The sequence below is a fragment of the Kitasatospora cheerisanensis KCTC 2395 genome, from assembly GCF_000696185.1.
In the GTDB taxonomy this organism is placed as follows: domain Bacteria; phylum Actinomycetota; class Actinomycetes; order Streptomycetales; family Streptomycetaceae; genus Kitasatospora; species Kitasatospora cheerisanensis.
In genome coordinates, this window is sequence record NZ_KK853997.1 from 4,373,498 (window position 1) to 4,395,533 (window position 22,036).

The window sequence follows — 22,036 nt, forward strand, 5'->3', positions numbered from 1 at the left end:
GAGACGGCAACGGGCCCGGGAGCGGGGTGCGCTCCCGGGGCCCGGCCGCCGTTCACTGTCCACAGGGCTGTGGACAACGTCTCCGGCGGAGGGTCAGCGGCCCTGGAGGGCCTTGACGTTGTCGCCGAAGCTCCAGCCCTTCGAACCGTCCCAGTTGATGGACCAGTCCATCAGGCCCTTCAGCTGGCCGTTGAAGGCGTTCCAGGACTGGCTGACCAGGCCGGGGGCCATGTAGCCGCCGCCCGCGCCGGGCTGGGCGGGCAGGCCCGGGACCTGCTTGTCGTAGGGGACCTTGATGGTGGTGCCCTGGATGGTCAGGCCGTTGTTCAGGCAGGTGGTCTGCGCGGTGAAGCCCTGCACGGTGCCGGCCGAGTAGGAGTCGCCGGAGCAGCCGTACATCGAGCCGTTGTAGTACTGCATGTTCAGCCACCACAGCCGGCCGTTGTCCACGTACTTCTTGATGATCGGCAGGTACGCGCCCCAGATCGAGCCGTAGGTGACGCTGCCGCCGGTGACGTACGCGGTCTCGGGCGCCATGGTCAGGCCGAAGCCGGCCGGCATCTGGGCCAGCACGCCGTCGATGATGCGGATCAGGTTGGACTGCGAGGCGGACAGCGTGCCGATGCTGCCGCTGCCGGACAGGCCGGTCTCGATGTCGATGTCGATGCCGTCGAAGTTGTACTTCTTCAGGATCGGCACCACGGTCGCCACGAACCGGTCGGCGACCGCGCTGGAGCTCAGGTCGATGCCCGCGGCGGCGCCGCCGATCGACATCAGGATGGTCGCGCCGTTCGCCTTGGCCTGGCACATCTCGGCCGGGGTGGAGACCTTGACGCCGGCGTCCATGCCGTCCTGCCAGAGCACGGTGCCGTCGGAGAGGATCACCGGGAACGCGGCGTTGATGACGTTGTAGCCGTGCGCGGCCATCCGGCTGTCCGTGATCGGGGTCCAGCCCATGCCCGGGTGCACGCCGTTGGAGGCGCCGTCCCAGTTCTCCCAGTAGCCCTGCAGCACCTTGCCGGCCGGCCGGGGCTTGGTCGGGCAGGTGGCGTCACCGGAGGTCGGGCTGCCGGACGGGCTGGACGAGGCGCTGCTCGACGGGCTCGACGAGGCGCTCGACGACGGGCTGGAGGACGGGCTCGACGAGGGGCTGCTCGACGCGCTGCCGGACGGGCTGCTGCTCGGCGAGGGGCTGCTGCCGCCGGGGCCGGCCAGCGAGACGTCGTCCGCGTAGTAGGCGGGCTGGCCGTACCAGCCGTGCACGTAGACCGTCACCGAGGTGGTGCTCGCGCCGGTGGTGAAGGAGACGCTGAGCTGGCCGTACGAGGCGTTGCCGGCCGTCCAGGTGGACGGGGCGGTGGTCAGGCCGGTGCCGGTCGCGCCCAGGTAGACGTAGCTGCCCTGGACGAAGGCGCTCAGCGTGTACTGGGAGTTGGGCTGCACGCTGACGGTCTGGCTGCACTGCGCGGTGTCCTGGCCGGTGGGGGTGGCCTTGAGCGCGGAACTGCCCGCGTGCACGGGGCTGCTGACGGCCGAGCCGGAGCCGCCGGTACAGGTCCAGCCGGAAAGGCCGTCCTCGAAGCCGGAGTTGGCCACCAGGTTGGTGGTGGCGGCGCCGGCCGTGACCGAGCCGGCCACGGCGAGGCCGGTGCCGACCACGGCGGCCGCGCACACCCCGGCGAGGGAGCGCTTCAGCACGGTCGGGCCGGACTGCGGGCGGTGCAGGTGCACGGCGCGTGCCACGGCCGCCTGCTGCGGGCGTGGGGAACGCGACCTCCGACGGAACATGTGGTGCTCCCTTCCCGCCGGGCGACATGGGCGTGGCCATGCGCGTGGGGGCGTGACGCCCGGCTCTGGGTGAGGTGGGGGACAGGTGGGGCTGTGCGACCGGATCGTAAAAGCGCTGGCAAGACGCGTCAATAGGTCTGGACCAAAGGCAAGGGTGGTCTGGACCATGCGCGAGGGGCGCACCGCCGCCGGCCCGAAGTCCCTTACCGGGCAAGCGGCGTGGAGTCTGCTTCCGTGCGCCCTTGGGGCGCTTCGGCGCGCTGCGGCAAGCTGGCCACGGCCCCGGACAGAAGGGAAGGCCCCGGACGTGGACTGCCGCAACCCCGCCGGCCTGCTGGCCGAAGCCTGCGCCGCCGCCGGCCGCCCGAGCGCCGGCGCGGAACTCATCCGGGCCGGCGAGAACACCCTGTGGCGGCTGCCCGGCAAGGTCGTCGCCCGGGTCGGCCGCCCCGGCCAGACCGCCGTCGCCGTCCGCGAGTTGACGGTCGCCCGCTGGCTGCACCGGCACCGCGTCCCGGCCGTCCGCCCGCTCGCCGAACCGGCCGGCCCGATCGAGGTCCGCGGCCGGCCCGTCACCTTCTGGCACGAACTGCCCCCGCACCGGCACGCGACCGCCCCCGAACTCGCGGCCGCCCTCCGCCGGCTGCACCGACTGCCGCCCCCGGAAGCCGGGTTGGCCCCGATCGACCCGTTCGTCCGGCTCCCCGCCCGGATCGACGGCGCCGCCACCCTCGGCGCCCCGCAGCGCCACTGGCTGCACGACCGGCTCGCCGAACTGCGCACCGCCTGGCACGAACTCGACGGAGCGCCCGCCCCCTCCACCGTGGTGCACGGCGACGCCTGGGGCGGCAACCTGGCCGTCACCGCCACCGCCGCGCACCTGCTGGACTTCGAGCGGACCGCCCTCGGCCCGCCCGCCTGGGACCTCACCTCCACCGCCGTCGCCCACCAGTCCTTCGGCACCCTCGCCGCCCCCGGCTACGCGGCCTTCTGCGCCGCCTACGGCGCGGACGTCACCGAGTGGCCCGGCTACCCCGTGTACCGGGCCATCCGCGAACTCCGGGTCGCCTGCTACGCCCTGCAGCAGGCCGCCGCCGACCCCGTCCGCCACCGCGCGCAGGCCCACTACCGGCTGGCCTGCCTGCGCGGCGAGCACGGACCGCGGCCCTGGCGGTGGACCGCGATCGACTGACACCCGGTCAGTTCACGCAGGGCACCCCGTCCCAGACGAGCGGCGCGGGCTGCAGCGTCACGGTCGCCCCCGGCCGCCGTTCCCCGAGCGGCGCCGACGAGACCGCGGCGGTCGGCGCCGGACCGGTCAGCAGCTGCTTCGCCGCCCCCGGTACGGCCCGCGGCCGGATCCCGTCGAGGGTCACCGGCAGGGTCACGGCGGTGCCCCCGCCGGCCGCCAGTGCCGGCACCTGGCGGAGGAAGTCCACCGGGCTCCAGCCCTGATCGACCACCAGCTGGTCGGAGAGCGCGTCGTACAGCCGGCCCAGCCGCTGCGGATCCGACAGCAGCCCGCCGGACCGCAGCTTCGCCACCACCCCGGCCAGCAGCGCCTGCGCCCGGACGGTCCGCTGGATGTCGGAACCGTCGCCGACCCCGTGCCGCTGCCGGACGAACGCCAGGGCCTGCGCCGGGTCCAGCTCCTGGCGCCCGGCGGGCAGGTCGGTCCCGCTCCAGTCGTCCCGCGCGGGGCGGTTCAGGCAGACCGGCACCCCGCCCAGGGCCTGCGCGGCCCGGTAGAAGCCGGCCATCGACAGTTCCGCGTAGTGGTCGACCGGCACCTCGGAGAGCTGCTCCACCGCCCTCAGCAGCGCGATCCGCCCCGCGCCCCGGCCGCGTTCCAGCAGCTCGGACTCGGGCAGGCCCTCCTGGCGCAGCCGGTCCCGCTCGGCCGTCTCCGCCGTCGGGTACACCGAGTTGATCGTCACCTGCCCGCCGTGCCCGTCCGGGACCAGCACGTCCCGGGGGATCGACAGCTGCCGGACCTCGCCGCCCCCGGCCGGGATCCGCACCAGCATCAGGGTGTCGGTGGTGTTCCGCTCCAGCACCGCGGCGTGCAGGTCGCCGTGCACCAGCTCGGGCGGCGCCGGCCGGCCCTTCGCGTCGACGGTGGAGTCCAGCCCCACCAGCAGCACCGTCACGCCCTTCTCCAGCGGCTGCGGGGGCGGCGGCGACGCCGAATGCGCCGCGTCCAGCACGTCCGACCGCTGCCCCGGCACGCCGTGCGGCACCGTCAGCGCCCCCGCGCCGACCACCACCGCGGCCGTCAGCGCACTCGCCAGCAGCACCGCGCGCCGCCGCCGGGCCCGTCGGCGGCGGCCGATCGCCAGACCGCCGTCCACCAGCCGGGCCGTCACCTCCGGACCCGGCCCGCCACCCGCCTGCCCGAAGGCCGCCCCCAACTGCACCTCGAACTCCCCGTCCCCGTCGTCCACGCCGCCACTCCCTCGCCCGAGATTCCCGCTCACCGCGCCACCAGCTCCGCCAACTCCGCCCCCAGCAGCACCCGCAGCTTGGCCAGCGCCCGCGAACACCTGGTCCGGACGGCCGCCGAACTGTCCTTCACCATCGCCGCGGTCTCCTCCACGCTGCGGTCCTCCCAGTACCGCAGCACCACCACCGCCCGGTCCCGCGGCGGCAGTTGGCTCAGCGCGTCGACCAGCGTCAGCCGCAGCGCCGAGTCCGGCGCCTGCTCCGCCACCTCCGGCAGCGCCCGGCTCGGCCGCTCGCTGCTGCTGCGCCGCCGCTGGTGCGTCAGGTACGCCCGCACCAGCACCGTCTGCGCGTACCCCGCCGGATTGTCGATCCGGCCCGCCCAGCTCGGGCGGTGCAGGCGGTGCCACTGGGCGTACATCTGACCGAGCGTCTCCTGCACCAGGTCCTCGGACAGGTGCGCGTCGCCGCCGGTGAGGAAGTACGCCGAGCGGTAGAGCTGCCCGGACCGGGCCGCCGCGAACGCGACGAACTCCTCCTCCAGGGCCGCCCGCCGTCGAGCTGTGGCCACGTTTCCGCTCCCCTCGCCGAATCCGCCCTATGACGGTCCAGCAGGTCCAGGATGTTTCATCCGACTTCGGGAGCGTTCCGGACCCTGTCCGGTAACGGACGGCTCCCGCGGCCCCGCCCGCTGGAAGGATGGAACGGCACCGCCGTTCGCCACCCGCACGGGAGTTCCCCCATGACCCTCGACCACGACCCGCTCACCGGCAGACTCGTCCGGCTCAGAGAACTCCGCGAGACCGACCTCCCCCGCCTCACCGCCTGGTGGCGCGAACCCGGCCTCGCCATCCAGCAGCTCACCGGCCCCGTCCACCCGCAGCCCGACGCGCGGCTCGCCGAGATGTTCCGCTCCTGGAGCCAGAACACCGGCACCGACCTCGGCCTCGCCGTCGAGACCCTCGACGGCGGCGACCTCGCCGGACACGTCACCCTCTACGGCGCCACCCCCAAGGACCGCTGCGCCACCCTCGCCATCATCATCGGCCCGCCCCACCAGGACCGCGGCCTCGGCACCGACGTCCTGCGCACCACCATCCGCTACGGCTTCGAGGAACTCGGCCTCCACCGCATAGAACTCACCGTCAACAGCTACAACACCCGCGCCCTCGCCGCGTACCGCCGGGCCGGCTTCACCGAGGAGGGCCGCCGCCGCGAAGCCGTCTTCCGGGCCGGCAGCTGGCACGATCAGGTCCAGATGGGCGTCCTCAGCACGGAGTGGCACGACCGGTAGCCCTCACCCCCGACGGTTGCCCGGGCCCCGGGCGGGCGGGATCGTGGGGTTGAGGTGAGTGCGATGGCCGAGATCGCCCTGCAGATCGACGTCGCGGCGTCCCGGGCCCGCCTGCTGGCGGCGTTGGACAGCCGGGCGGGGCTGACATCGTGGTGGAGCACCGGGATCGACCGGGACGGCGAGGACCTGCTGGTCACCGTCCCGGACGCTCCGCAACCGCTGCGGCTGCGCCGGGAGCGGGCCGACCAGGACCGGGTGGCGTGGCGCAGCGTCGGGGTGTACCCGCCGTCCTGGCAGGGCACCACCGTGACCTGGGACCTGTTCGACCATCCCGACGGGCCCCGGCACACCCTCCTGCTGCTGCGCCACCTCGGCTGGGCGGCGGACGCCGCGGCCTCGGTGCCGGCCGCGGCGGGCGGCTGGGCGGAGGCGATCGTCCGGCTGAAGGACTACGCGCAGAGCGGCCGCCCGCAGCCGCTGTACGTCCCCACCCCCCACCCGCACCCGGGGGTGCACGCCGCGGCAGACTAGGCCCTCTCTTTCGGATCTTGTCGGATCAGCGTGCGGCGTCGGGCGCCCGGCTGGGCGTGCCGGCCGAACGTCCTCGTACTGGACGTACTTGGATGTTTGGCCGGTGCGTCCAGGCGGGATGATCCGGCGTCGCGCGCCCGGCAAGATCCGAAAGAGAGGGCCCAGCGCGCGGGACCCGCGACGCGCCGTTTCCCGCGATGACCGGCATGGAGCGGCGGCGGCGGGTCAGACTGACGTCATGTTGGGAGTTCCGGACCGCATCAAGGCCTTCCTGTTCGACCTGGACGGGGTGCTGACCCAGACCGCGAAGGTGCACGCGGCCGCGTGGAAGGACATGTTCGACGCCTTCCTCCGGTCCGAAGCGGCGCGCACCGGAGGGGAGTTCGTCCCCTTCGACCCGGTCGCCGACTACGACCGGTACGTGGACGGCCGGCCCCGGCTGGACGGCACCCGGCAGTTCCTCTCCTCCCGCGGCATCGACCTGCCGGAGGGCGCCCCGCAGGACCCGCCCGGCACCCGGACGGTCAACGGGCTGTCCGCGGCGAAGAACGACACCGTGCTGCGGATGATCCACGAGCAGGGCGTCCAGCCGTACCCGGGCTCGGTGGCGTACCTGCACCGCCTGCGGGAGCTCGGAATGCCGCGCGCCGTGGTCTCGTCCAGCGCGAACTGCCGGGACGTGCTGCGGGCCGCCGGCATCGACGACCTGTTCGACGTGGTGGTGGACGGCGTCACCGCGGCCCGCGACCACCTGGCGGGCAAGCCCGCCCCGGACACCTTCCTGGCCGCCGCGAAGCAGCTGGACACCGCCCCCGGGCACGCCGCCGTGTTCGAGGACGCGCTGGCGGGCGTCGCCGCCGGCCGGGCCGGCGGGTTCGGCGCCGTCGTCGGGGTCAACCGCACCGGGCAGGCCGAGGCGCTGCGCGAGCACGGCGCGGACCTGGTGGTCGACGACCTGGCCGAGCTGCTCGGGGAGCGCGGATGAGCCCGTCCGAGGCGTTCACCGTCGACCCGTGGGGAATCAGCGAACACGGACTCGACCTGCCCGGGCAGGCCCGCGCCGAGTCGGTGTTCGCGCTGTCCAACGGCCACATCGGGCTGCGCGGCAACCTCGACGAGGGCGAGCCGCACGGCCTGCCCGGCACCTACCTGAACGGCGTGTTCGAGCTGCGCCCGCTGCCCTACGCGGAGAGCGGCTACGGCTTCCCGGAGTCCGGGCAGAGCGTCATCAACGTCACCAACGGCAAGCTGATCCGGCTGCTGGTCGACGACGAGCCCTTCGACCTGCGCTACGGCGAACTCCGCAGCCACCGCCGCAGCCTGGACTTCCGGGACGGCCTGCTGCACCGGGAGGCCGAGTGGACCTCGCCGGCCGGCCGCACGGTCCGGGTCAGCTCCCGCCGCCTGGTGTCGCTGACCCAGCGGGCGGTGTGCGCGATCCACTACACGGTGGAGGCCGTGGACGGCCCGGTCCGGATCGTGCTCCAGTCGGAACTGGTCGCCAACGAGCAGCTGCCGGGCGGCGGCGACGGCGACCCGCGGGCGGCGGCCGTGCTGGAGGCCCCGCTGACGGCCGAACTGCGGCACGCCGACGGCACGAAGGGCGTGCTGGTGCACCGCACCCGGTTCTCCGGCCTGCGGGTCGCCGCCGGGATCGACCACGTGATCGACGGGCCGGAGCGGATCGACACCGCCGCCGAGTCCTCCGACGACCAGGCCCGGATCACCGTCACCACCGTGCTGAACGCCGGTCAGAAACTGCGCCTGGTCAAGTTCGTGGCGTACGGCTGGTCGGCGACCCGCTCGCTGCCCGCCGTCCGCGACCAGGTCGAGGCCGCGCTGACCGCCGCCCGGTACACCGGCTGGGACGGCCTGGTCGCCGAGCAGAAGGAGTTCCTCGGCCGGTTCTGGGGCGAGAACGACGTCGCCATCGAGGGCGACGTCGAACTCCAGCAGGCCGTCCGGTTCGCGCTGTTCCACGTCCTGCAGGCCGGCGCCCGCAGCGAGGAACGGGCCATCCCCGCCAAGGGGCTGACCGGCCCCGGCTACGACGGCCACTCGTTCTGGGACACCGAGACCTTCGTGCTCCCGGTGCTCACCTACTGCCTGCCCGAGGCCGTCAAACAGGCGCTGCGCTGGCGGCACACCACCCTCCCGATGGCCCGCGAGCGCGCCGCCCAACTCGGCCTGGCCGGCGCGGTGTTCCCGTGGCGGACGATCCGCGGCGAGGAGTGCTCCGGCTACTGGCCGGCCGGCACCGCCGCCTTCCACATCGGCGCGGACATCGCCGCCGCCGTGGTCCGCTACGTCCGCGCCACCGGGGACACCGAGTTCGAGCGCACCCACGGCCTGGAACTGCTGGTGGAGACCGCCCGGATGTGGCGCTCGCTCGGCCACCACGATGCCAAGGGCAACTTCCGGATCGAGGGCGTCACCGGGCCCGACGAGTACAGCGCGGTCGCCGACAACAACGTCTTCACCAACCTGATGGCGCAGTCCAACCTGTGGAACGCCGCCGACACCGCGCTCCGGCACCTGCACGAGGCCTCCCTCCTCGGCGTGGACACCGAGGAGGCCGCCGCCTGGCGCGACGCCGCCGACAAGATGTTCGTCCCCTACGACGAACAGCTCGGCGTGCACCCGCAGGCCGACGGCTTCACCGACCACCAGCTCTGGGACTTCGACGCCACCCCGCCCGAGAAGTACCCGCTGCTGCTGCACTACCCGTACTTCGACCTGTACCGGAAGCAGGTCGTCAAACAGGCCGACCTGGTGCTCGCCATGCAGACCCGCGGCGACGTCTTCACCGCCGAGCAGAAGGCCCGCAACTTCTCCTACTACGAACGCCTGACGGTCCGCGACTCCTCGCTGTCCGCCTGCACCCAGGCCGTCATCGCCGCCGAGGTCGGCCACCTCGACCTGGCCTACGACTACACCGCCGAAGCCGCCCTGATGGACCTGCACGACCTCGGCGGCAACACCCGCGACGGCCTGCACATGGCCTCGCTGGCCGGCGCCTGCATCGCCCTGGTCGCCGGCTTCGGCGGCCTGCGCGACCACGGCGACCAGCTGTCCTTCCGGCCCCGGCTGCCCGCCGGACTGCAGCGCCTGTGCTTCTCCATGAGCGTGCGCGAACACCTGCTGCGGGTCGACATCACCCACGCCACCACCACCTACACCCTCCGCCGCGGCAGCGTGCTGCAGGTCCTGCACGACGACGAACTGCTGCGGATCGAGGCCGGCAAGTCCGTCGCCCGGCCCACCGCCAGGATCACCGCCCCCACCGAACGGCCCACCCAGCCGCCCGGCCGCGAACCCGCCCGCCGGCACAGCCAGGCCGGCGTTCAGGTCGGCGGCGTCGACCATCTGCCGGCCGAGTGAGAGCACGCATAAAAAGCTGACGCAGCGTCAACACTCCCTGCACGAACCGTGACCGGCGGTGCAGGGGTTCCACTCGTCGCCTCCGGCCAGCCGTCCCGACCGGAGGCCCGCTCTTGCGCACCCTCGCCCTCACCGCCGCCGCCCTGCTCACCCCCCTCGTCGCCGCCACCCCCGTGCACGCCGACAGCACCCGCTGGGTGCACAGCTGCGCCGCGCCCAGCCAGGCCGACACCGCCAGCTGCAACGCCCTGCGGGTGGTCGGCGGCGCCGCCGGCGCCTTCGCCGCCCAGCAGGGCTACGGCCCCGCCGACCTGCGCTCCGCGTACGGCCTGCCCGCCGACGGCGGCGCGGGCACGACCATCGCCGTCGTCGACGCCTACGACAACCCGAAGGCCGAGGCCGACCTCGGCGTCTACCGCAGCCACTACGGCCTGCCCGCCTGCACCACCGCGAGCGGCTGCTTCCGCAAGGTCGACCAGCGCGGCGGCACCGCGATCCCGCGCGGCGACACCTCCTGGGCCGGCGAGACGGCGCTCGACCTCGCCATGGTCTCCGCGGTCGCCCCGCGCGCCAAGCTGATCCTGGTCGAGGCCGACAGCGCCTCCGTCAGCGACCTCGGCACCGCCGTCAACACCGCCGTCTCGCTCGGCGCCAAGTACGTCTCGATCAGCTGGGGCGCACCCGAGAACTCCAACGCCGCCACCTACGACAGCCGCTACTTCAACCACCCCGGCGTGGTCATCGCGGTCGCCTCCGGCGACGCCGGGTACGGCGTCAACTTCCCCGCCTCCTCCCCGCACGTCACCGCCGTCGGCGGCACCACGCTGCGCCGCGACAGCTCGGCCCGCGGCTGGGGCGAGACCGTCTGGTCCACCAACTCCACCGAGGGCAGCGCGAGCGGCTGCTCCGGCCGGCTCCCCAAGCCGGGCTGGCAGACCGACAGCGGCTGTCCCCGCCGCACCGTCGCCGACGTGGCCGCCGTCGCCGACCCCGCGACCGGCGTCGCCGTCTACCAGACCTACGGCGGCAACGGCTGGTATGTCTACGGCGGCACCTCCGCCTCCGCCCCGATCATCGCCGCGACCTACGCCCTGGCCGGGGCCCCGTCGAGCGGCAGCAGCCCGGCGAGCTTCCCGTACGCGAACCCCGCCGCGCTCAACGACGTGACGGTCGGGTCCACCGCCACCTGCAACCCGGCCTACCTCTGCACGGCCGAGCCCGGCTACGACGGCCCGACCGGCCTCGGCACCCCGGCCGGCGTCGCGGCCTTCCGCGGATAGGACGCCGGCCGCTCCACCGGGGGCCGCGCGGCGGCGCCCGGTGGAGCGCCTCCCGGTCCGCTACCGCGGGGCCGGGGACATGCGCGTGGTGACACCCACCCGGTTGAGCGCGTTGATGGCCGCGATCAGGCCGATCAGGTGGGCGAGTTCGGTCTCCGAGAAGTGCTTCGGGTTGGCGCTGCTGACACCGGCCCACCAGTACCCGCTCGGGATGCCGCTGCGGGCCGGCCGGCGGGTGGAGGCGGTGGACTGGGCGCGGCAGGTCGGCGGCTACCTGCTGGAGGACGACTACGACGGCGAGTTCCGCTACGACCGGCACGCGATCGGCGCGATGCAGGCCCTCGACCCGGACCGGGTGGTGTACGCGGGCACCGCGTCCAAGTCGCTGGCCTCGGGCGTGCGGCTGGGCTGGCTGGCGCTGCCGGCCGCCCTGGTCGGGCCGGTGATGCGGCACAAGCGGCTCGCGGACGGGCAGAGCGGCGCCCTGGAGCAGCTGACCCTCGCCGAGCTGATCGACTCCGGCGGCTACGACCGGCACGTCCGGCGCAGCCGCCAACTGCTGCGCCGGCGCCGCGACCGGCTGGTCGAGGTGCTCGCCGAACGCGCCCCGCGGGTGCGGGTGACGGGGATCAGCGCGGGCCTGCACGCCGTCCTGGAACTGCCCGAGGGCTCCCCGGGCGAGGACGAACTCCGGTCCCGCGCGCTCCGTTCCGGCCTGCGGGTGCACACCCTGGGCTGGAGCCGGGCCGGGGGCGACGACCGGCCGCCGGAGCGGCCCCCGGCGCTGGTGATCGGCTACGGCACGCCGCCCGACCACGCCTTCGAGGCCGCCCTGGACGCGCTCTGCGCCCTGCTCGAATCCTGACGGGCCGTCAGTGGCCGTGCCGGCCGACGTAGAACAGCAGGAACAGGAAGCCCACGAAGCCGTGGCCCGACACGATGTAGATCCACACCCGGATCCACACCCGGTTGGAGGCGCGGTAGCCCGCGTCGACGGTCTCCTTGTACTGCGGAACGGCGGGGTGGGCGGGTTTGGCGGTGTCGGCCATGGCAGTCTCCTGACGGTGGTGGCGGACGGGTTCGGGGGCTACAGGCGCGGGGCGTCGCCGAGGCACAGGTCGCCGGCGGGGCTCTGCAGCAGGGTGTGGACGAAGATCAGGTCGAGACCGGCCTCGGAGTCCGCGGCGATGCAGTGCGGGGTCAGCGAGTCGAAGTGCGCCGAGTCGCCCTCGCCGAGCAGGTGCACCCGGTCTCCCAGGGTGAGCCTCATCCGGCCCTTGGTGACGTACAGCCACTCCTCGCCGGGATGCACCCGCACCACGGCGTCCTGCGAACCCGGCGGGACGTGCACCCGCAGGGCCTGCATGGCACGGCCCGGCGCACCGGCCCGCCGGTACCCCCAGCCGCCGGCCCGGCCGGGTTCGACCACGCCGCCGCGGATCACCGGATCCGGCTCGGCCGCCTGCTCGCCGAGCAGCCCGGACACGCTGGTCCCGTACGCCCGGGCCAGGCCGAGCAGCACCGGCAGCGAGGGCTGCCGCCTCCCGGTCTCCAGGCGCGACAAGTAGGCTGGGGACAGGCCGACCCGGGCCGCCGCGGCCTCCAGCGTGAGCCTGCTGGAGACCCGCTGCTCCCGGAGCCGCGCGCCGAGGCCCGCGACCTCCTGGTCGTCGCCGAACGGACTGTCTGTCATGACTCCAGTCCACACCCTTCGTGCCTCACGGGCAACAAACTTGCCCCACAGGCAAAAGCTCAGGGGCGGGGCACGTTGCGCAGGTTCGACCGGGCCAGGTCGACCATCTTGCCGACGCCGCCGGACAGCACCGTCCGCCCGGCCGCCAGCGCGAAGCCCTTGAGCTGGGTGGCGGTGATCCGGGGCGGGATGGACAGCGCGTTCGGATCGGTCACCACGTCCACCAGCGCCGGGCCGGGCCGCTCCAGCGCATCGGACAGCACCTCCCGGACCTTCGCCGGATCGGTCACCCGCTTCGCCGGGATCCCGCAGGCCCGGGCGATCGCCGCGTAGTCCACGTCGCCGTTGTCGATCTCCCACTCCGGATAGCCGGAGACCAGCATCTCCAGCTTGATCATGCCGAGTGCCCCGTTGTTGAACACCACCGTCTTCACCGGCAGCCGGTGCTTGGCCACCGTCAGCAGCTCGCCCAGCAGCATGCCCAGCCCGCCGTCGCCCGACATCGACACCACCTGCCGCCCCGGGAAGGCCAGTTGGGCGCCGATCGCGTGCGGCAGCGCGTTCGCCATCGACCCGTGCAGGAACGAGCCGATCACCCGCCGCCGCCCGTTCGGGGTCAGGTAGCGGGCCGCCCAGACGTTGCACATGCCGGTGTCCACGGTGAACACCGCGTCCTGCGCGGCCACCTCGTCCAGCACCGAGGCCACGTACTCCGGGTGGATCGGCCGGTGCTTCTCGATCCCCTTGGTGTACGCCCCCACCACCGTCTCCAGGGCCCGGTAGTGCCGGGTCAGCAGACCGTCCAGGAACGACCGGTCGGTCTTCTGCTCCAGCAGCGGCAGCACCGCCCGCAGCGTCGCCGCCACGTCCCCGTGCACCGCCAGCTCCAGCGCGGTCCGCCGGCCCAGCCGGGTCGCGTCGTGGTCCACCTGCACCGTCCGGGCCTGCGGCAGGAACGAGTCGTACGGGAAGTCCGTCCCCAGCAGCAGCACCAACTCGGCCTCGTGCAGGGCCTCGTGGCACGCTCCGTAGCCGAGCAGCCCGCTCATCCCGACGTCGTACGGGTTGTCGAACTGGATCCACTCCTTGCCGCGCAGCGAATGCCCCACGGGCGACTGCAGCACCCCCGCGAGCTTCATCACCTCCTCGTGCGCGCCCCGGACCCCCGCGCCCGCGAACACCGTCACCGTCCGCGCCGCGTTCAGCGCCTCGGCGAGCGCCTGCACCTGCGACCAGGGAGGCGCGGCCACCGCCTGCTCGGTCAGGAAGGTCGACCGGCCGGTCGGCGACGGGGCGCTCAACGCCGCGATGTCGCCCGGGAACGCCAGCACCGAGACGCCGCGGGCGCCCAGCGCGTGCTGGATCCCCACCCGCAGCAGCCGCGGCAACTGCGCCGGGTTCGACAGCAGTTCGCACCAGCCGCTGCAATCGGTGAACACCCGCTCCGGGTGCGTCTCCTGGAAGAACCCGGTGCCGATCTGCGCCGACGGGATGTGCGAGGCCAGCGCCAGCACCGGGACGCCGCTGCGGTGCGCGTCGTACAGGCCCTGGATCAGATGCGTGTTGCCCGGGCCGCAGCTGCCCGCGCACACCGCCAGCCGCCCCGTCAGCTCGGCCTCCGCCGCCGCGGCGAACGCCCCCGCCTCCTCGTTCCTGACGTGCACCCAGGAGATCCCCTCGGCCCGCCGGATCGCGTCCACCACCGGATTGAGACTGTCCCCCACCACCCCGTAGACCCGCTCGACCCCCGCCTGCTGGAGCACTTCCACCATCTGGTCGGCCACGCTGCCCACGGGGATCACCTCATGCCACTAGGAAACGGACATTCGGCACCATATCGGGAGGGGGGAGGCGAGGGTGCGAGGCACCGCGCGAGTCGGAAGGCGCCCGCCGGCAGGACCGCGACGCGGCCCGGCGGCCCGCACCTGTCCGCGACCCTGCCGGCGCCTGCTCCTCACCCGTTGCCGTCGAGAGTGGTTCCGAGCGCCTCGCAGGTGCCCGTCGCCTCGTCGGCGAGCGGGCCCACGATCGGGTACTGGGCGAGGTCGCGGTGGCACAGCTCCGTGGTGGAGGGCATCTCGCCGTGGTAGCCGGTCTCGACGCCGTGGGCTTGGGAGAGGCTGCCGGTCTGGACGATCGGGGTGGCGTTCGCGGGGCCGCGGCGAGGGCGAGTCCGGTCAGGGAGAGGGCGCCGAGTGCGGTGAGCTTCTTCATGGACGGTGCAACGAGAACCGCCCCCACCCGGTCACGTGCATTGACCCGGCGGGGGCGGCGGCCCGACGCGACGTCAGGAGGTGCGCACCATCAGCGTGCTGACGCTGTTGCTGACGAACGAGGCGATCGGCTTCGGGTCCGCGCCGTCCGCGAGCCGGAGGCCGGGGAAGCGGGTGAAGAGCTCGCGCAGCGCCGTCTCGGCCTCCAGGCGGGCCAGCGAGGAGCCGATGCAGAAGTGCGGTCCGTGCCCGAGGGAGAGGTGCCGGTTGCCGGTGCGGGTCAGGTCGAAGCGGTCCGCGTCGGCGTAGTGGCGGTCGTCGCGCCCGGCGGCGGCGTAGGAGGCGAGCATCGCCTCGCCGCGGCGGATGAGCACGTCGCCGACCCGGATGTCCTCCAGGGCGTAGCGCATCGGGAACTGGCCGACCGGGCCGTCGTAGCGCAGCGTCTCCTCGACCACCGCGGACCAGCCGACCTCGCCGTTCAGCACCAGCGCCAGCTGGTCGGGGTGGGCGAGCAGGGCGCGCACCGCGTTGCAGATCAGGTTCAGGGTGGTCTCGTGGCCGGCCACGACGAGCTGCATCAGGATGCCGATGAGCTCCTCCTCGCTGAGCCGGTCCTGCTCCTCGCGGGCGGCGATCAGCGCGGTGGTGAGGTCGTCCGCGGGCTCGGCCCGCTTCGCGGCGGCGACCCGGGCCAGCAGCCCGCCGAGGTTGAGCGCGGCGGTGGCCCCGGCGCCGGGGGTCGCGGAGGAGCTGACCAGGGTGTTGGACAGCTCGTGCAGCAGGTCGGCCTGCTCCTCGGCGAGGCCGAGGAGTTCGCCGATCACCTGCATCGGCAGCGGCAGCGCGAAGTGGGTGCGCAGGTCGAAGTCGCCGTCCAGGGCGGCGACGCCGTCGAGCAGGCGGGCGACCCGCTGTTCGATGGCGGGGGCCAGCGCGGCGATCCGGCGCGGGGTGAGCGCCTGCGAGACCAGGCCGCGCAGGCGGCGGTGGTCGGCGCCGTCCGAGGTGGTCATGCCGGGCACGGTGATGAAGGTCATCAGCGGCCAGCCCTCGGGGAGCCGGCCCTCCCGGTACAGGTTCCAGTGCTTGGCGTTCTTGGCGACCCGCGGGTCGGCGAGCAGCTCCTGCAGGGTGTCGTGGTGGGTTATCGCCCAGACCACCACCCCGCCAGGGAGCTCCACCAGCGTGGCCGGACCGTTGGCGCGGAGCCGCTGGTTCTCGGCGTGCTGGTCGGACCCGACGGGGTCGAGCCCGACGGGCCGTAGCTGGTCGGCGGTGGTGTCCATGCGGTCTCCTCGGGCGGTGCGGGGCGGGGCGGGACGAAGGCGCTGTACAGCACCGGCAGGCTGACCAGGGCGCGCGACCAGGGCGACGGACGCCACGTCAACTCGTGTGCGGGAACGGCGAGCTGAAGGTCCGGCAGGCAGTGCAGCAGGGTCTCGATCGCGGTCTCGACGATCAGCCGGGCCGGGTCCTGGGCGGGGCAGACGTGCCGGCCCGCGCCCCAGGCGAGGTGCGCCCGGTTGCCCGCGATGCCGTCCGGCCCGTGCGCGGCCGGGTCGTCGTTGGCGCCGGCCAGGCCGAGCACCAGCATGTCGCCGGCGCTGATGTACTGGCCGCCCAGCACGGTGTCCGAGACCGCCCACCGGCCGGGGAAGTTCTGCACCGGCGGGTCGCGCCACAGCACCTCGTCGAGGGCGTCCGCGACGGTCGCCCGGCCGCCGGTCAGGGTGGTGCGGAAGCGGCGGTCGGTGAGCAGCAGCCGGACGGTGTTGCCGATCCAGTTGATGCAGGGCTCGTTGCCCGCCACCAGGATCACCATCAGGTGGTGCACCACCTCCTCGTCGCTGAGCCCGACGGGGTGGGTGAGCAGCCAGGACGCCAGGTCGGCGCCGGGCCGCTCACGGCGGCTGAGCACCAGGTCGGTGAGCAGGCCGAAGAACTCGGCGGCGGCGCGCTGCGAGTCCTTGCTGCTGTCGACCAGGTCGGTGATCAGGCCGACCAGGTGCGGGCCGTCCTCCGCGGGCAGGCCGAGCAGCCGGGTGAACACCAGCAGCGGCAGCCGCTTGGTGAACTGGCTGATCAGGTCGGCGGTGCCGTCCGGGCCCCAGCTCTCGATCAGCCGGAGCGCCGCGTCCTCGGTGGTGGCGCGGAGCAGGTGGTGGTCGATCCGCGCCAGGGTGTCCGCGACGGCGGTGCTCAGCCGCTGGTGGGCGGCGCCGTCCATGCTCTGCAGGGTGGGGCGCCAGGTGGTCATCGGGATCAGGTGCGAGTCGGCGCGCAGCCGGCCCTCCTGCTGCACCCGCCAGCGCCGCGAGTCCTTCGAGAACAGCTGCTCGTTGCGGGTCAGTTCGAGCATCTCCGGGTAGCCGAGGACCAGCCAGGCCTCCACCCCGGGCTCCAGCTCGATCGGCGCGACCGGCCCGTGCTGGGCGCGCAGCCGGGCGTACAGGCTGTGCGGGTTCTCGGCGACCGCCGCCCCGTACAGGGGCGAGCCCTGCGCGCGGGTGTACGGGCAGCCGGGGGCCTCCCGGTGGTCGGGGACGGTCACGGCAGCTCCTCGGCGGCGGCCCGCAGGTGGTCGACGAAGGCGATCAGCAACTGGTGCGCGGCGTCCGGGTCGCGGACGTCGCAGGTCAGGATCGGCACCCCGGGCAGCAGGTCCAGGGCGGCCCGCAGTTCCTCGTCCGGGTAGGCGGGGGTGTCGGGGAAGACGTTGACCGCCACCACGAACGGGATGCCCTGCTCCTCCAGCAGGCCGAGGACGTCGAAGCACTCCTCGATCCGGCGCGAGTCCACCAGCGCGATCGCGCCGAGCGCGCCGCGCGACAGGTCCTCCCACAGCGGCCAGAACCGCTGCTGCCCGGGCGTGCCGAACAGGTACAGCGCCAGGTGCTGGTTGAGGGTGATCCGGCCGAAGTCCAGCGCCACGGTGGTGGTGGTCTTCTCCGGACGGCCCGTCAGGTCGTCCACCGCGGCGCCGGCCGTGGTCATGGTCTCCTCGGTGCGCAGCGGAGCGATCTCGCTCAGCGCACCGACCAGTGTGGTCTTGCCGACCCCGAACGGGCCGGTGACCAGGATCTTGACCGCACCCTGGACGGTGGACGGCAGATAGGTCGGCTCAACGGAGCTGACGGAGGCCAACCAGCACCTCCTCGAGCAGTGAGAGCGGGACCTGCTCGGCCTGCCGCACCGGCGGCAGGACCTGAACGGCCCCGAGGTCCAAGAGATCGCCGACCAGCACCTTCAGCACACTGATCGGCAGGCCGAGGTGGGCGGCCACCTCGGCTATCGACAGCAGTTCCCGGCAGAGCGCCAGGATCGCCTGCTGTTCGCGGTTCAACGCCGTCGGGTCGACCGCGGCCCCCGGCACGGTCCGCACCAGGCTCTCGAACTCCAGCACGTTGCGGCTGGCCCGGCTGCGTCCGCCGGTGATCACGTAAGGCCGAACCGGCCCCCGCCTCACCGCAGGTCCCCGGCGGCGGCGTGCTCCTGCCGCGGTGCGGCGGTCAGGTGGCTGCCGATCCGCTCGACCAGCGTCTGCATCTGATAGGCCACCAGGCCCGCGTCCACCGCCTCGGTGGCCAGCACCGCCAGGTGCGTCCCGGCGCCGGCGGCGACCACGAACAGGTACCCGCCGCCGAACTCGATGATGATCTGCCGGGTCGGCCCGTCGCCGAAGCCCTGCGCCACACCCCGGGACAGCGACTGCAGCCCGGAGCAGGCGGCGGCCAGCCGCTCGGCGTCGTCCCGGCCGATCTTCGGGCTGCGGCCCATCTCCAGGCCGTCGTTGGACACCACGACGGCGTGCTGGACCTCAGGGACGGTGACGATGTCGGTCAGCAGCCAGCCGAGATCAGGGGTTGTGGTCATGGGAGTCTCCCGAGCGCTGGGGAAGTTGAGGGGAAGCGGGGAATGCGTCGTGGCGGCCCTGCTCGGGCCGCCGGTCCTGCTGGGCGGCCGAACGGCCGCTGGCGGTCCCGGCCTGGAACAGCGACATGAACGTCTGCGCCTCGCGCGCACAGCGCGGCGGCGGCGCGGGCTGCTCCGGGGCCCGGGACCCGGTCTGCTGCGGGGCGCTGCCCCGGCGGTTGACCCGCCGCGGCAGGGTGCCGCCCTGCGGGGGAACGGCCGGCCGCGCGGCGTCCGCGGCGACGGACGGCCGGGGGGCCGCCGACGCCGTGCGGACGGCCACCGGCTCGGTGCGCGGGGCGCTGCTCGCGGGCCCCGGCAGCGAATCGGTGAGCAGCGCGGACGGCAGCAGCACGACCACCCGCACCCCGCCGTACGGCGAGGGTGCGGAGTTGATGGTGACCCGGAAGCCGTACTGCTCGGCGAGGCGGCCGACGGCGGCCAGGCCGAGCTGCGGGACCTCGCCGATCCGGGACACCTCCAGCGAGCCGCCGCCGGCCAGCGCGGCGGCCGCCTTGGCGACCGTCACCTCGGTCATGCCGACGCCGCAGTCGTCGATCTCGATGACCGCGCCGTTGTGGACCGGCATGAGCGTGACGTAGACCTGCGAGCTGGGCGGCGAGTAGCGGGTGGCGTTGTCCAGCAGTTCGGCCACCGCGTGGATCAGCGCCTCCGCGGCGGCGCCGAGGACGGCGGTGTCCACCCGGCTGTTCACGATCACCCGCTGGAACGGCAGGATGCGCGACTGGGCGCCGCGCACCACGTCCTCCAGCGCGACCGGCTCCGGCCAGTGCCGGCCGGCCCGGGAGCCGCACAGCACGGCCAGGGTCTGCGCGAGGCGGGCCTGCTGGGCGGCCGCGTGGTCGGCCCTCAGCAGTCCTTCGAGCAGCACCGGGTCGTCGTGGGTGCGTTCCATCTCGTCCAGGCCGGCCTGCTGGTCGTGGGCCATCACCAGGATGCGGCGGGCCACGCTGAGGAAGGCGCGGCGGGTGGCCGCGTTCATCTCCTGCTCGCGCAGCGCCGTCTCGGCACCCGCCTGACGGTCCGCCAGTTCGGCGGCCAGCCGCTCGCGGACTCCGGCGAGCTCGGCCTCGGCGTCGGCCAGCCGGCCACGCAGGGTGCGGGTGACGGCGCGGGACCGAGCGGTGGCCGCGAGAGCGAGAAGAGCGAGCAATGCGGCTGCTGCCAAGCACCATTGAGTGGTCGTCACGCGCGAATTCTAGGGTGGTATTCCTACTGACGTATGAACTGATCGAAGCATTGCTGTTCAGAGCGCGTCAATACTGGACAGAACCGGCGGAGCCGGACGTCCGTTCCGTGGCGCTCCGGTGGAGCGGAGGCAACGCCGCGTCGCCCCACCGGATCTCACGCTCCGTCATGTTCACCACCGTCAGTGGCGGTTGGCGCGGGGGGTCGTCACCCGCGCCCGGGCCGGGCGGCCGCTACTGGCCGTCCACCTCGCCGTAAGGCTGCGGCTGCTTCGCCGCCACCGGCTGCAGCGAGCGCAGGCTCCGGGCCACGGCGAAGCAGCGCGCGAGCGCCGAGCCCCATCCCTCCGGCCGCGGCGCGTCGGCCCGCGGGGTCGCGGCGGCCCCGTCGGGGCCGTCCGGGGGGCGGGGATCAGTCCCGTGCCGGGCTGGATGTGCTGCGTCGCCTGCGGCATGTGCTGTCCTCCGTGCTTGTCGGTCACACCCGTGGAAGGTCTCTACGCGGTATGACTTCCCGACCGGAGGACAGTGTTACGCACCGGTGGTGACAGAAAGGTGGGGGACAGGTTGCGAAACGGTGAGGAGGGGCGCGCCGCGGCAGATGTGCGCAGGTGGGCGCCGCTGTCAGGCCGGCGAGCCGTCCTCCTGCACGTTCTCGGCGAACGGCCGGTCCGGGGCGGAGAGGGTGTCGGTGTGCGGGGCGGTGCCGCCCGCGTCCTCGTGGGCGGCGTGCGCGCTGGGCGCGGTGAGCGAGGCGACCACGCCGACGGCGAGCGAGGCAAAGGCGAGCAGGCTGCGCTTCTTCATACCGGGTAGAACGCGGCAGGCCCCCCTCAGGTCACGCCCCGCGCGCACCCGGCCAGCCGGCCAGGCCGTCCACCAGCACCCGGGTCAGCCGCTCCAGCGTCAGGTCCGTGTCCTCGGCGAGCTGGAACGCCCCCGCCGTGGTCAACGAGGCGAATCCGTGGGCCGTCGCGCGCAGCGTCCGTGCGGCGTGCACCGCCTCGGAGCCCTCCAGGCCGTACCCGCGCAGCACCGCGAACAGCACGTTCACCAGCCGCTCGCCGGCCGCCGTCAGCTCCGGGTCCGGGTCGGGCGCCTGCGGCAGCGCGGCGTAGCGCCGCGGGAAGCGGGTGGCGTACTCGGCGTAGGCGGCGAGCAGCGCGGCGACCGCACCGTCCCGGGAGTGGCCGAGGACGGCGGCGGCGAGGTGGTCGGTGAGGTCGTCCACGGTGCGGACGGCGACCAGGCGGCGCAGCTCCGGCAGGCCGCCGGCGACGTGCTTGTACAGCGAGGGGGTGGCGACCCCGGCCCGGGCGGCGACGGCGGCCAGGGTGAGCGCCTCGGCCCCCTGGGCGTCGATCAGGTCGAGGGCGTGGTCGACCACCGCGGTGGGGGAGAGTCCGGCGCGAGCCATCAGCGGGCGACCTCGTTCAGGAAGGGGAGCAGGGCGTCGGCGACCGCCCGCGGGTGGCCGGCCATCGGGTAGTGGCCGCCGTTCTCGATCATCACCTTACGGCCGCGCAGCGCGGCGGCCTGCCGGTCGGCGATCAGCTCGGGGTCCGGGAAGTCGGGGTCCTTGGAGCCCATCAGCACCAGCGCCGGGGTGTCGACGGCCGCGCACCAGCCGACCGGCGCGGAGTCGCCCGCGAGGTAGCCGCGCAGCGCGGCCCGGCGCTCGGGCTCGCGCAGCATCGCGGCGAGGCCGGCCCGGTAGGCGTCGAAGTCGGCGGGCCGCTCGGTCGGGTAGTAGAACTTCTGCATCGCGCCCCACAGGCCCGGGAAGCGCGCCACCAGCGGGCCGGCCGCCGCGAACAGCGCCTTCTGGAAGGCGTTCAGCGGGAGGTTCTCGATGAAGGCGTCGATCAGCACGATGCCGCCGGTGCGCTCCGGGGCGAGCGTGGCCGCCCGGACCACGGTGGCGCCGGTGTAGGAGTTGCCGACCAGGACGGCGCCGTGCAGGTCGAGGTGGGCCAGCAGGGCGACCAGGTCCTCGGCGACGGCGGCCGGGGTGTAGTCGGTGAAGCCGGTGGAGGACTCGCCCAGGCCGCGCAGGTCCATGGTGATCACCCGGTGCCCGGCGGCGCTCAGCAGCGGTGCGAGGTGCCGGTAGACGGCGCGCTTGTCGAGCATGCCGGGCAGCAGGACCACCGGGACGCCGGTGCCGGGGGCGTCGTCGTAGGCGATCCGGCCGCCGGTGACGTCGAGGTACCGGGTGGTGCCGAGGGTGCTGTTCATGGCGGGCCTCCTGGGCGGGCGTTGCGGCGTGCCGGGCGCTGGAGGCCCGGCCG

General features: G+C 74.0%; 22 protein-coding genes. 7 read left to right on the top strand and 15 right to left on the bottom strand.

Going from position 1 to position 22,036, the window contains the following annotated elements:
- Positions 1-93 precede the first annotated feature (93 nt).
- Positions 94-1,788, bottom strand: coding sequence for a carbohydrate binding domain-containing protein (locus tag KCH_RS19960; protein ID WP_035864789.1), 1,695 nt, complete (start codon positions 1,786-1,788; stop codon positions 94-96).
- Positions 1,789-2,095: 307 nt separating this feature from the next.
- Here KCH_RS19960 and KCH_RS19965 point away from each other — a divergent pair, with 307 nt between their 5' ends.
- Entirely contained in the window at positions 2,096-2,980 is an 885-nt protein-coding gene (locus KCH_RS19965; RefSeq protein WP_051653251.1) for a phosphotransferase enzyme family protein, read from the top strand.
- Positions 2,981-2,987: 7 nt separating this feature from the next.
- Here the strand turns inward: KCH_RS19965 and KCH_RS19970 are convergent, their stop codons facing one another.
- On the bottom strand, positions 2,988-4,232 hold the full coding sequence (locus KCH_RS19970; RefSeq protein ID WP_051653252.1) for an LCP family protein: 1,245 nt from the start codon (positions 4,230-4,232) through the stop codon (positions 2,988-2,990).
- Positions 4,233-4,261: 29 nt separating this feature from the next.
- Positions 4,262-4,801 carry a SigE family RNA polymerase sigma factor gene (locus tag KCH_RS19975; protein WP_035864791.1) on the bottom strand — a complete coding sequence of 180 codons (540 nt, stop codon included), beginning with the start codon at positions 4,799-4,801 and terminating at the stop codon, positions 4,262-4,264.
- 171 nt (positions 4,802-4,972) lie between these two features.
- Between KCH_RS19975 and KCH_RS19980 the strand changes: the two genes are divergently transcribed.
- The 6 genes from KCH_RS19980 (at position 4,973) to KCH_RS20005 (ending at position 11,581) form a co-directional block, all read left to right on the top strand.
- Complete coding sequence (locus KCH_RS19980; protein ID WP_035864792.1) at positions 4,973-5,524, top strand: GNAT family N-acetyltransferase; 552 nt, start codon at positions 4,973-4,975, stop codon at positions 5,522-5,524.
- Between the two features lie 63 nt (positions 5,525-5,587).
- Positions 5,588-6,055, top strand: a complete 468-nt coding sequence (locus KCH_RS19985) for a hypothetical protein (protein WP_051653253.1) — start codon at positions 5,588-5,590, stop codon at positions 6,053-6,055.
- Between the two features lie 238 nt (positions 6,056-6,293).
- On the top strand, positions 6,294-7,040 hold the full coding sequence (locus KCH_RS19990) for an HAD family hydrolase (RefSeq protein WP_035864794.1): 747 nt from the start codon (positions 6,294-6,296) through the stop codon (positions 7,038-7,040).
- Positions 7,037-9,436, top strand: a complete 2,400-nt coding sequence (locus KCH_RS19995) for a glycoside hydrolase family 65 protein (protein WP_035864797.1) — start codon at positions 7,037-7,039, stop codon at positions 9,434-9,436. The genes KCH_RS19990 and KCH_RS19995 overlap by 4 nt, the downstream gene beginning before the upstream one ends.
- Positions 9,437-9,549: 113 nt before the next feature.
- Positions 9,550-10,716, top strand: coding sequence for a S53 family peptidase (locus tag KCH_RS20000; RefSeq protein WP_035864799.1), 1,167 nt, complete (start codon positions 9,550-9,552; stop codon positions 10,714-10,716).
- A gap of 79 nt (positions 10,717-10,795) precedes the next feature.
- Complete coding sequence (locus tag KCH_RS20005) at positions 10,796-11,581, top strand: aminotransferase class I/II-fold pyridoxal phosphate-dependent enzyme (RefSeq protein ID WP_425268787.1); 786 nt, start codon at positions 10,796-10,798, stop codon at positions 11,579-11,581.
- A gap of 7 nt (positions 11,582-11,588) precedes the next feature.
- Here the strand turns inward: KCH_RS20005 and KCH_RS43415 are convergent, their stop codons facing one another.
- From KCH_RS43415 to KCH_RS20060, 12 genes are all read right to left on the bottom strand, one after another.
- A complete protein-coding gene (locus tag KCH_RS43415; protein ID WP_157032122.1) occupies positions 11,589-11,765 on the bottom strand; it encodes a DUF6126 family protein in 177 nt (58 codons plus the stop codon).
- 38 nt (positions 11,766-11,803) lie between these two features.
- Positions 11,804-12,409 carry a helix-turn-helix domain-containing protein gene (locus KCH_RS20010; protein ID WP_035864801.1) on the bottom strand — a complete coding sequence of 202 codons (606 nt, stop codon included), beginning with the start codon at positions 12,407-12,409 and terminating at the stop codon, positions 11,804-11,806.
- 59 nt (positions 12,410-12,468) lie between these two features.
- Positions 12,469-14,181, bottom strand: a complete 1,713-nt coding sequence (locus tag KCH_RS20015; protein WP_035872929.1) for a pyruvate dehydrogenase — start codon at positions 14,179-14,181, stop codon at positions 12,469-12,471.
- A gap of 182 nt (positions 14,182-14,363) precedes the next feature.
- The gene (locus KCH_RS46115) at positions 14,364-14,486 is read right to left on the bottom strand and encodes a hypothetical protein (protein ID WP_279635890.1); all 123 of its coding nucleotides are present in this window, start codon (positions 14,484-14,486) and stop codon (positions 14,364-14,366) included.
- Between the two features lie 210 nt (positions 14,487-14,696).
- Complete coding sequence (locus tag KCH_RS20020) at positions 14,697-15,911, bottom strand: cytochrome P450 family protein (protein WP_035864803.1); 1,215 nt, start codon at positions 15,909-15,911, stop codon at positions 14,697-14,699.
- 1,261 nt (positions 15,912-17,172) lie between these two features.
- On the bottom strand, positions 17,173-17,769 hold the full coding sequence (locus KCH_RS20030; protein ID WP_035864805.1) for a GTP-binding protein: 597 nt from the start codon (positions 17,767-17,769) through the stop codon (positions 17,173-17,175).
- Entirely contained in the window at positions 17,747-18,064 is a 318-nt protein-coding gene (locus KCH_RS20035) for a DUF742 domain-containing protein (RefSeq protein WP_244305374.1), read from the bottom strand. Before KCH_RS20035 ends, KCH_RS20030 begins: the two co-directional genes overlap by 23 nt.
- A 23-nt stretch (positions 18,065-18,087) precedes the next feature.
- Positions 18,088-18,498 (bottom strand): roadblock/LC7 domain-containing protein, encoded by a 411-nt coding sequence (locus KCH_RS20040; RefSeq protein ID WP_035864809.1) that lies wholly within the window; start codon positions 18,496-18,498, stop codon positions 18,088-18,090.
- Positions 18,482-19,747 carry a sensor histidine kinase gene (locus KCH_RS20045; RefSeq protein ID WP_157032123.1) on the bottom strand — a complete coding sequence of 422 codons (1,266 nt, stop codon included), beginning with the start codon at positions 19,745-19,747 and terminating at the stop codon, positions 18,482-18,484. The genes KCH_RS20040 and KCH_RS20045 overlap by 17 nt, the downstream gene beginning before the upstream one ends.
- 622 nt (positions 19,748-20,369) lie before the next feature.
- A complete protein-coding gene (locus KCH_RS20050) occupies positions 20,370-20,552 on the bottom strand; it encodes a hypothetical protein (protein WP_035864810.1) in 183 nt (60 codons plus the stop codon).
- A gap of 31 nt (positions 20,553-20,583) precedes the next feature.
- Positions 20,584-21,162 (bottom strand): TetR-like C-terminal domain-containing protein, encoded by a 579-nt coding sequence (locus tag KCH_RS20055; RefSeq protein ID WP_035864812.1) that lies wholly within the window; start codon positions 21,160-21,162, stop codon positions 20,584-20,586.
- On the bottom strand, positions 21,162-21,983 hold the full coding sequence (locus tag KCH_RS20060) for an alpha/beta fold hydrolase (RefSeq protein ID WP_035864814.1): 822 nt from the start codon (positions 21,981-21,983) through the stop codon (positions 21,162-21,164). The genes KCH_RS20055 and KCH_RS20060 overlap by 1 nt, the downstream gene beginning before the upstream one ends.
- Positions 21,984-22,036: the final 53 nt, after the last annotated feature.